The organism is Silicimonas lutimaris (assembly GCF_047314965.1).
Taxonomy (GTDB): Bacteria; Pseudomonadota; Alphaproteobacteria; order Rhodobacterales; family Rhodobacteraceae; genus JAVJUV01.
Window position 1 is genome coordinate 62,784 of the sequence record NZ_JBLBVK010000044.1, and the last position, 8,707, is coordinate 71,490.

10 protein-coding genes and 1 pseudogene are annotated in these 8,707 nt (G+C 63.7%); 4 read left to right on the forward strand and 7 right to left on the reverse strand.

Annotated elements, in window-relative coordinates; translation table 11 throughout:
* Window positions 1-16: 16 nt before the first annotated feature.
* Together ACKLNI_RS08240 and ACKLNI_RS08245 are read right to left on the reverse strand one after the other, a co-directional pair.
* Entirely contained in the window at window positions 17-784 is a 768-nt protein-coding gene (locus ACKLNI_RS08240; protein WP_413718583.1) for a phosphate/phosphite/phosphonate ABC transporter substrate-binding protein, read from the reverse strand.
* Window positions 781-1,221, reverse strand: a complete 441-nt coding sequence (locus ACKLNI_RS08245; protein ID WP_413718584.1) for a tellurite resistance TerB family protein — start codon at window positions 1,219-1,221, stop codon at window positions 781-783. The genes ACKLNI_RS08240 and ACKLNI_RS08245 overlap by 4 nt, the downstream gene beginning before the upstream one ends.
* A 109-nt stretch (window positions 1,222-1,330) precedes the next feature.
* On the opposite strand from ACKLNI_RS08245, the gene copM reads away from it, so the two are divergent.
* Together copM and ACKLNI_RS08255 are read left to right on the forward strand one after the other, a co-directional pair.
* On the forward strand, window positions 1,331-1,780 hold the full coding sequence (gene copM / locus ACKLNI_RS08250; protein WP_413718585.1) for a CopM family metallochaperone: 450 nt from the start codon (window positions 1,331-1,333) through the stop codon (window positions 1,778-1,780).
* A 262-nt stretch (window positions 1,781-2,042) separates the two neighbouring features.
* Complete coding sequence (locus ACKLNI_RS08255) at window positions 2,043-3,095, forward strand: hypothetical protein (RefSeq protein WP_413718586.1); 1,053 nt, start codon at window positions 2,043-2,045, stop codon at window positions 3,093-3,095.
* On the opposite strand, the gene pyrG is transcribed toward ACKLNI_RS08255, so the two are convergent.
* Both pyrG and ACKLNI_RS08265 read right to left on the reverse strand, forming a co-directional pair.
* Window positions 3,092-4,735: a CTP synthase gene (gene pyrG / locus ACKLNI_RS08260; protein WP_413718587.1), complete on the reverse strand. Its 1,644-nt coding sequence runs from the start codon at window positions 4,733-4,735 to the stop codon at window positions 3,092-3,094. The genes ACKLNI_RS08255 and pyrG overlap by 4 nt on opposite strands.
* Before the next feature lie 147 nt (window positions 4,736-4,882).
* Window positions 4,883-5,596: a DUF2306 domain-containing protein gene (locus ACKLNI_RS08265; RefSeq protein ID WP_413718588.1), complete on the reverse strand. Its 714-nt coding sequence runs from the start codon at window positions 5,594-5,596 to the stop codon at window positions 4,883-4,885.
* Window positions 5,597-5,656: 60 nt separating this feature from the next.
* On the opposite strand from ACKLNI_RS08265, the gene ACKLNI_RS08270 reads away from it, so the two are divergent.
* Window positions 5,657-6,229 carry a TetR/AcrR family transcriptional regulator gene (locus ACKLNI_RS08270; protein ID WP_413718589.1) on the forward strand — a complete coding sequence of 191 codons (573 nt, stop codon included), beginning with the start codon at window positions 5,657-5,659 and terminating at the stop codon, window positions 6,227-6,229.
* Window position 6,230: 1 nt separating this feature from the next.
* Here ACKLNI_RS08270 and secG read toward each other — a convergent pair whose 3' ends face one another.
* Window positions 6,231-6,602: a preprotein translocase subunit SecG gene (secG, locus tag ACKLNI_RS08275; protein ID WP_413718590.1), complete on the reverse strand. Its 372-nt coding sequence runs from the start codon at window positions 6,600-6,602 to the stop codon at window positions 6,231-6,233.
* A 76-nt stretch (window positions 6,603-6,678) separates the two neighbouring features.
* A complete protein-coding gene (locus ACKLNI_RS08280; RefSeq protein WP_413718591.1) occupies window positions 6,679-7,602 on the reverse strand; it encodes a LysR substrate-binding domain-containing protein in 924 nt (307 codons plus the stop codon).
* A gap of 126 nt (window positions 7,603-7,728) precedes the next feature.
* On the opposite strand from ACKLNI_RS08280, the gene ACKLNI_RS08285 reads away from it, so the two are divergent.
* A complete protein-coding gene (locus ACKLNI_RS08285; RefSeq protein ID WP_413718592.1) occupies window positions 7,729-8,427 on the forward strand; it encodes a hemerythrin domain-containing protein in 699 nt (232 codons plus the stop codon).
* Between the two features lie 194 nt (window positions 8,428-8,621).
* Here the strand turns inward: ACKLNI_RS08285 and ACKLNI_RS08290 are convergent.
* Window positions 8,622-8,707, reverse strand: a pseudogene (locus tag ACKLNI_RS08290) (imidazole glycerol phosphate synthase subunit HisH); the annotation flags it as partial.

Consider the following 8,707-nt stretch of genomic DNA (forward strand, 5'->3'; position numbering starts at 1 on the left):
CGGCGAATGCAACGCCTCACGCCGCCGGCGCGTCTTGCGAAGGGATCGGGGGCGTTGGAACGGCCAGGTAATCCTCGGCCGGGATGCGGACGACGCCGCGGATGTGCAGCGCATCCACCGTGGCCCGGTCGGCCGCTACCAGCGCGCTTTCGACGGCGGCTAGGACCGCTTCGGGATCGTACCGGAAGGACGTGATCAGGGGCAGGCCCGGGGTCGGGGAGGTGTGGGCAACGATGCGCAGCTGTCCCGCGATATCAGGAAGATAGCTGCAAACCAGCCGCCAGGTCTCGGCGTCGATCGCCGCAATGTCGGCGCGGCCCTCGGCGACGGCGCGGGCGCTGTCGCGGTGGGCGCCGGTGTGAAGTTTTTTCGTGAACCGGAATCCGTGGCGGGCTGCGAAATTCTGAGGGGCTGCCCAGCCGGACTCGCTGTCGAGCCCGTTGTAGGCAAGGGTTTTATCACTGAAATCAATGACATCGCCCGCTTCATCCCGGCGCGCGACAAGAACCGAATAGTAGTACCCGGGAGGCGCGTCGGGCAGGGCGTGGTCAAGCGTGCCGACCAGCCGCACCTTGCCATGAAGGCGCTGGCGATAGGGCATGCCGCAGGTCTGGCCAAGCGTCAAATCCGGGTTTTCCCAGTGATTCCAGAGGCTTCCGGCGCGAGTCAGATGGTCCGGCGCGTCCAGTCCCCGGTGCCTCAGTGCGTCCCGGATGTGGCTCCAGAGCGCGTCCCAATGGGCGCTCTGGCCGGGCCAGTCGTACATCGATAGCGTGGCGATCATGCTTTGTTTTCAACGCGTTGGCGGGCCAGCGCGCTGTCGCGGTCGTTAATGCCCAGCATGGGGGCGACGAGGCGCATGAGGGCGTCTTCCTCGTGGTCGCGCGTGCCGTCGGCCAGCACGATCTCCCACAGCGCCTCGACCACCTGAGCGCGCTCCTCGTAGGGCACCGCGTCCTTGATGGCGCGAGTGAAGCGCACGGTGTCAGGGGCGTGATGCTCCAGCTCCTCGGCCTCGCGGCGCAGTGTCGCGACCTCGAAAGGCCCAAGATTATACCGCTTCGCCAATAGCTTATCGATCCGGGCGATCTCGTCCCGGTGATACTCGCCATCGGCCCGCGCGATGCGCACCAGAAGCGCGGCCAGCGCCAGACGGGCATCGTTCCCTGTCAGGGGATCAGGTTGGGGAGCGGTCAGGCGGCGAAGAAATGCATCGATCATGGGGGTGATATATGGCCCATCGCCGGTCAGGGAAAGGCATGTCGGCGAAGCGTCGGCAAAACGTCGGCAAATCGTATGGCAGGCGCGCGCGGGGGCATCTGATCGCTGAATGGTGATTGGACGCGGCCTGCGCGCCGTGCATCTCTCAGCCGTCACATCCCGGATGGTCCGGGGCGGTCTGGAGATGAAGACGATGAGAGGTTTGCTGTTCCATATGGCGGCAGGGCTGACCGCGGCTGTGATCGCGGGCGGGGTCTGGGCGCAGACGACGGATCATTCGGGCCATGCGATGACGGGGAACGAGAGCCCCGCGACGATCGCCTTCATGGAGGCCAACGCGGCGATGCACGAGGACATGGCGATCGAGTTCACGGGCGACGCCGATGTCGACTTCATCCGCGGCATGATCGCGCATCACCGGGGCGCGGTGGAGATGGCGCAGGTGGTGATCGTGCATGGGGACGATCCCGAGTTGCGCAAACTGGCCGAAGAGGTCATCGCCGCGCAGGAGGCGGAAATCGCCTGGATGGAGGAGTGGCTGGCGAAGAACGACGGGTAGGGAAGGGACCATTGCCCGGAATCAAGGCGCGTAGCGCCGCCGGGCAGCGCCCGTCCGCCCCCTCGGGCGGGCGCTTCGCAACGTTGGGCTTCCGCTCAGGTTTCGGAGGGATGTGGGGGGATAAAGTGAGGACCTCAGCCGACGGACGCCCACCCGGCGGACGGGCTTTGCCCGGGATCTTGCAGGGTGGGCGTATGCATGTCGGACTTGCTTTGGTCAGGGGTTAATGGAAAATTCGTCAGGATTTAGAGGTGTCTAAAAAATGCCGAACGCACGCGTTGACTTTCCGATCAGTATGGCACTGCCAGCGCTATTCCACTTTGTGCGCGAGCTAGACTTTTACTCTCAGCATGACAGAGTGATTATCGATTTGCCGGAACGGATATTCATGCCGCCTTTCGCGCAAATCTTGCTGGCTTCAAAGATCAAGTACATGAGGCAGAGGTGTCCTGGACTTTCGATCATTTTCAATGGTTGGGAGAGCTATGGCTACCTGTCTCATATGGGCTTTTTTGATATGTGCGGCTTTGAGCATGGACTAAAAGTTGGAGAAGCTGCAGGGAGCACGAACTATCTTCCGATCACCGAGGTTCATCGTTCTTCGTTTTACGAGACAAAGTTAGATGAATATGAAGAGCTCCCAGACCTAATTCAAAGACATGTTGATCGAATATCGGAGGTTTTGGCCAGGGATCGCAGCGCCAACACTAATATGTTTGATGTTCTCTCTTATTCGATCCGTGAAATGTTCAGAAATGTATTCGAACACGGAGAGACTGATAGGCTCTACTTCTGCGCACAATACTGGCCCAAGAGTAACAAGGTCGAATTCGCCGTGTCGGATTTTGGCGTAGGCATTCGTGAGGCTCTTGGAAACAATCCAAATTTTAGGTTCAAGACCGACAAAGAGGCGCTAGAATACAGCTTGCTGCCCAGCGTATCAGGACGCACACATGAACCGCGAAAATCTGAGAACTGGTTCAACTCAGGTTATGGTTTGTACATGACAAACCGTCTCGCTCGCAATGGAGGCAACTTTGTCATCGCGAGCGGCAGCGATGCGATCCACCTGTCACGTAAATCCAAACACAATTACCTAACCTCCTTCCCAGGAACGGCAATTCGAGTGAACCTAAATGTTGATGAGATTGGTGCAGTTCAGGCTCGTTTGGCAGAGTTTCGAAAAGAGGGCTTCGAGGTTGCATCACAGATTACCGGTTCTGGCAACCGGCCACCTTCAGCGATGTCGCTTCTCTTAAGACGGGACTATCAAACCGGAAGTCATGGAGGCGGTCAAAGGTCGAAGAGACACTAAACCAACCTCGACACCTCCACCGCCGCCCGTACGAAATCCGCAAACAACGGATGCGGCGCAAACGGTTTCGACTTCAGCTCGGGGTGAAACTGCACGCCGATGAACCACGGGTGGTCCTTCCACTCGACGATCTCGGGCAGCCGCCCGTCCGGTGACATCCCGGTGAAGCACAACCCCGCGCCTTCCAGCTTCTCGCGGTACTTGATGTCGACCTCGTAGCGGTGGCGGTGGCGTTCCTCGATCACCGTCTCGCCATAGACCCTGGCCACGTTCGACCCCGGCGTCAGGTTCGCCGTATAGGCCCCCAGCCGCATCGTGCCGCCTTTGTCGTCCTGCACCTTGCGGCTGACGGTCTGGTTGCCCTGCACCCATTCCTTCAGGTGATAGACCACCGGCTCGAAGCGTTTCTTGCCGGCCTCGTGGTCGAATTCCTCGGACCCCGCGCCCGAGATGCCGGCCACGTTCCGCGCGGCCTCGATCACCGCCATCTGCATGCCAAGGCAGATGCCGAGATAGGGGATCTGTTTCTCGCGGGCGAATTGCGCGGCCTTGATCTTGCCCTCGGTGCCCCGCTCGCCAAAGCCGCCGGGGACGAGGATGGCGTGGAAGTTCTCCAGGTAGGGGGCCGGGTCCTCGCGCTCGAAGATCTCGGCGTCGATCCACTCGGCCTTGACGCGGGTGCGGTTGGCCATGCCGCCATGGGTAAGCGCCTCGGCGATGGATTTGTAGGCGTCCTCAAGCTGGGTGTACTTGCCGACGATGGCGACGCGCACCTCGCCTTCGGCATGCTCCAGCCGGTCCATCACGTCTTCCCAGCGGTCCATGTTCGGACGCGGCGCGGGCGAGATCCCGAAGGCGTCGAGCACGGCCTGGTCCAGCCCGGCCTTGTGATAGGCCATGGGGGCCTCGTAGATCGACTTCAGGTCATAGGCCGGGATCACCGCGTCGGGGCGCACGTTGCAGAAGAGTGCGATCTTGGCGCGTTCCTTCTCGGGGATCGGCTGTTCGGAGCGGCAGACCAGCACGTCCGGCTGAAGGCCGATGGAGCGGAGTTCCTTGACGCTGTGCTGGGTCGGTTTCGTCTTCAGTTCCGACGATGCGGCGAGATAGGGCAGGAGCGTCAGGTGCATGAAGATGCACTGGCCGCGCGGCTTGTCCTGGGAAAACTGGCGGATCGCCTCGAAGAAGGGCAGGCCCTCGATGTCGCCCACCGTGCCGCCGATCTCGCAGAGCATGAAGTCGACCTCGTCCTCGCCGATCGAGATGAAGTCCTTGATCTCGTTGGTGACGTGGGGAATGACCTGGATCGTCTTGCCCAGATAATCGCCGCGGCGTTCCTTCTCGAGCACGTTCGAATAGATGCGCCCCGACGAGACGGAATCCGTGCCGCGCGCATGGACGCCGGTGAAGCGCTCGTAATGGCCGAGGTCGAGATCGGTCTCGGCACCGTCATCGGTGACGAAGACCTCGCCATGCTCGAAGGGGCTCATCGTGCCGGGATCGACGTTGAGATAGGGGTCGAGTTTCCTCAGGCGCACCGAATAGCCGCGCGCCTGAAGAAGCGCGCCCAGGGCGGCCGAAGCAAGACCTTTCCCAAGCGAAGATACAACACCGCCGGTGATGAAAACGAATCTTGCCATGTGCCGGATTTCCCCCGTGACTTACTGCTCTTGGCTGCCATTTCCGTGGTCCGGAATTCGCAGCATCACGGGATTTAACCTATAAGGGATTCGGCACGGGGCCGCAAGTCGGTGACCGCTATATCTGGAGAACGACCTCCAGATTTTTCAAGTTCTTGTGGTGGCGCTTGCGACGCCTGGGCCAAGCTGCCGGCGCGGTCCGAAGTGCAGCGGTGCGCCGAAGCGGCGGCCGAGGGCGAGGCGCAGGGCCACCGCGGCGAGAAGGGTGGCGATATGGATGACGATCTGGGCCGTTCCGGCTGCCTCCGGCGCCACCAGCCAGCGCCAGAGCACGAAGAGGAGCGTGCCGTGCACCGCGTCGAAGAGCAGAGCCGCGGCGTTCAGGTGCCATGACAGCCACCAGTTGGGATGGAGCGGGCCGGTGCGGCGGGCAAACCGCACCATGCCCGTGCCCAGAGCAAGGCCGATCCACGAGAAGAAGACCGTCAGAGGCTCGCCCTTCGCGATGCCGGCGGCCAGAACGGCCAATCCTAACGCAAGAACAAGCAGCCCCAGCCGTGAAAAGGCCGGGCTCCGGAAGGCCTCCGGTGTGCGGCGGAGCCGGATCGCGCGGAAGAGGATCCAGCCGGCGGTCACGAGGCAGAGATCGAGATAGACGAATTTCACAAGATCGCCCGGATCGAACGTCGCCGCGCGTGTCAGGATCAGCGGGCCGACCGACAGCGCGACGCCCGCGAGCCCGGCCAGGAACACCCGGCCGGCGCGCTTGTGCGCGGGGCTGCCCTTGCGGCGCAAGAGTGCGCTCCAGTACAGGGCGAGGGCGAAGGTTCCGATGGCGATATGGGCGAGAACGACAGACATGGCGCAACCGGCGAATCTGGTTTACACACGTAAAATAGCAGCAAGGTTAACGCGTGTAAAATGAAACCGAAAACCATCTCCGATGCGACCCGCGTGGCGATTCTGGACGCGGCCTGGGAACTGATCGCGGAGGAGGGCCGTCTGGATATCGCCCAGCAGGATATCGCGCGACGGGCGGGCGTCAGTCGCCAGACGGTCTTCTATGCCTTCGGCGACCGCGCGGGGCTTCTGGTTGCAATGGTCCGGCACAAGGACACGAAGAGCGACCACGTGGACCGGATCAGGGCCGCCATGGCGGCGCCGGACGACGGGATCGAGGGAATGCTGCGCGTTGTCGGGGCCTGGCTCGATTACCTGCCCGAGATCTATCCGGTGGGCATCCTTCTGGACGCGGCCTCGCTGGCCGATGCCGCTGCGCGGGCCGCCTGGAGCGACAGGATGAACGCTGTCCATGTCGCGGTCCGGCATAAGGCGGGAGCCATTTCGGACGAACCGGACAGGGTAGCCGACGAGATCTGGGCACTCTGCCATCCGACGCAGTGGCGCCGGCTGGTGGTCGAGAGAGGATGGAGTGCCGAGGCGTTCCGCGCCTCGCGGTTCAGGCTGGCGCGGTCGGTGCTCGAAAGGTCCTAGATCAGTCGGCGCGGGGCAGTTCCAGACCGCCGCCTTCACCGCCGGTTACCGGCGGCAGAAGCGCGTCGCCGGCCGGCACGCTCGAGTCGCGATCCGTGCGCGACGGGGCGTCGATGCCGATCTGGTCGAGAACCGACGAGTTCGACGATTTCTGGGCCGCGATGATCGTCAGCGTCAGGGACGTGATGATGAAGGCCACGGCGAACAGCCATGTCACCTTGCCAAGCGCTGTCGCCGCACCGCGCGACGAGACCAACCCGCCGCCGCCACCGCCGCCCAGGCCAAGGCCGCCGCCCTCGGACCGCTGCAGAAGCACGACTCCGATCAGGCAAAGCGCCAGGATGAGGTGGACGATGAGTACGACGTTTTCCATATCGGCCTTCGGATGCCCCTTGGGTGAACGGGGGGTATGTATTCGGAATGTACCGGCTCTGCAAGCCCGGGAGACCTCAGGTCACATCGGCTATTCCCCAGCGCTCCCGGAACCGTTTCCCGGCATCGATCAGGAAGGCTTCGAAAACCCGCAGTTTGCGGGGTCTCAGGCGTCCGGGCGGAAGGAGAAGCCGGGCCTCGAAGGCGGTGGGCCGCCAGTCGTCCAGCACCGGCACCAGTCGGCCGGATTTGACCTCGCCGTAGACGAGATAACTCGCGATCTGCACGATCCCGAGACTGCCCGAGGCGGCCGCCACGGCCGCGTCCGCGTTCTCGATGGCCAATGCTCCGGCGGGATGGAACGTCTCGGTCGTCTGGTCATTGCGGAACGACCACGGGCTGGTCTGCCCGGTCTGCGCCGAGAGGATGCCGATCGTGCGATGGCGTGCCAGGTCGGCGGGGCACGAGGGCGTGCCATGCCGCTCGAGATAGGCGGGAGACGCCAGCGTCAGGAGCGGGATGCGACCGAGCCCGCGTGAGATCAGGGCGCTGTCCGGCAGATCGCCCACGAAGACCGCCGCGTCCAGCCTGTCGCCCACGAAATCCGGGATTCGGTTCCGCGACAGCAGTTCGAGGGTCACGTCCGGATAGTCCGCAAAGAACCGCGGCAACTCGGGCGCCACCACGATCCTGAGAAGCCCCGGCGGTATCTGCACCCGCAAACGCCCCCGCGGCCGCGTCTCCGAAGCGCCGACCTCGTCCTCCAGCGCCTCGATATCGGCAAGGATCGCACGTGCGCGCTCGGCGTAAAGCACACCTTCCTCGGTCAGACGCGCCGCTCGCGTGGTCCGTTCCAGAAGCCGCACGCCGAGATAGGTCTCCAGCTCGTTCAGGATCGTGCTCGCCATCCCGCGGGAATAGCCGAGGTCCGCGCTGGCCGCCGTCAGGCTGCCAAGCTCCGCCACCCTCAAAAAGACCCGCATCGCGCGAATCTGGTTCATCCCGTTGTCCGAAAAAACCGGAGACTGTTGCCGAGTATCCGACCGTTTCGCGTAAAAGGAAATCCGGTAAATGCAGCGCCATCGCGGCGGGACCACACCGCCGCCCATCCAGTGAAAGCCAATGACATGAACACGAAACCCGACTTCGCGGCCGCTTCGGTCGCGATCGCCGATGACTTCTACTACGCCGTCCACAAGGGCATCCGGCTGGCGAATGCGCGTCTCCTGATCCGGTTCGGCCGGGCCGATGCCGGGGACATCCAGGAGGTGCAGGCGGTGCTTGCCGATCTCCGCGACCATCTCGCCATGGGCCTCTCGCACCTGACGCATGAAAACCGCGAAATTCACAGCGCGCTCGACCAGCGCTGCCCTGGCGCCAGCGCGCACGCGGGCGAGGATCATGACCATCACGAACGGAGTTTCGGCGAGCTTGAGGCGCTGGCGGATGAGGTCGCCCGCGCGCCGATGCCCTTTCGCGCCGAGGCGCTGCGCCGGCTGTACCAGCGGTTCGCCCTGTTCGTCGCGGACGACCTCGAGCACATGCACGAGGAAGAAACCGTCCTGATGCCGCTTCTCGTGAAGCATTTCTCGGCAGACGAACGGCACGGGATCGAGATGCGGATCGTCACCTCGATCCCGTTCGAGAAGAACGTGCTCTTCATGCGGGCCATGCTGCCGGCTGCCAGCCGTTCCGAGCGCCGCGCGATGCTCGAGGGCATGGCGGCCGCGATGCCGGCCGAGGCGTTCGGCGCGCTGATGGAGGCGGTGCTGGGCCATCCCTGGCGGAACGGCGATCTGGCCGCATTCGACCGCCTCGTGGCGTAAGGCGGGGCAAAAGGCGGGGCGCGCCCAGACACGCGCCCCGCGGGCGAAAGGGGCAGGGGGGTCCGCCGCCTCCACCGGCCACGGTCATCGGCGTCCCCGCCTGTACCGTGGCCCGGGGCTATCCCGACACGGTGAAGAAAACCCTAACGGCCCCCATCGGCGCCGAAATATCCCGGGGAGCGGTGGGGGGAGCGCACCTCGCCATCGATCCATCCCAGTCCCTCGACGGTCTCGTATTCATGGCCGAGACGCGCCATCAACTGCATCCCGACACAGATCC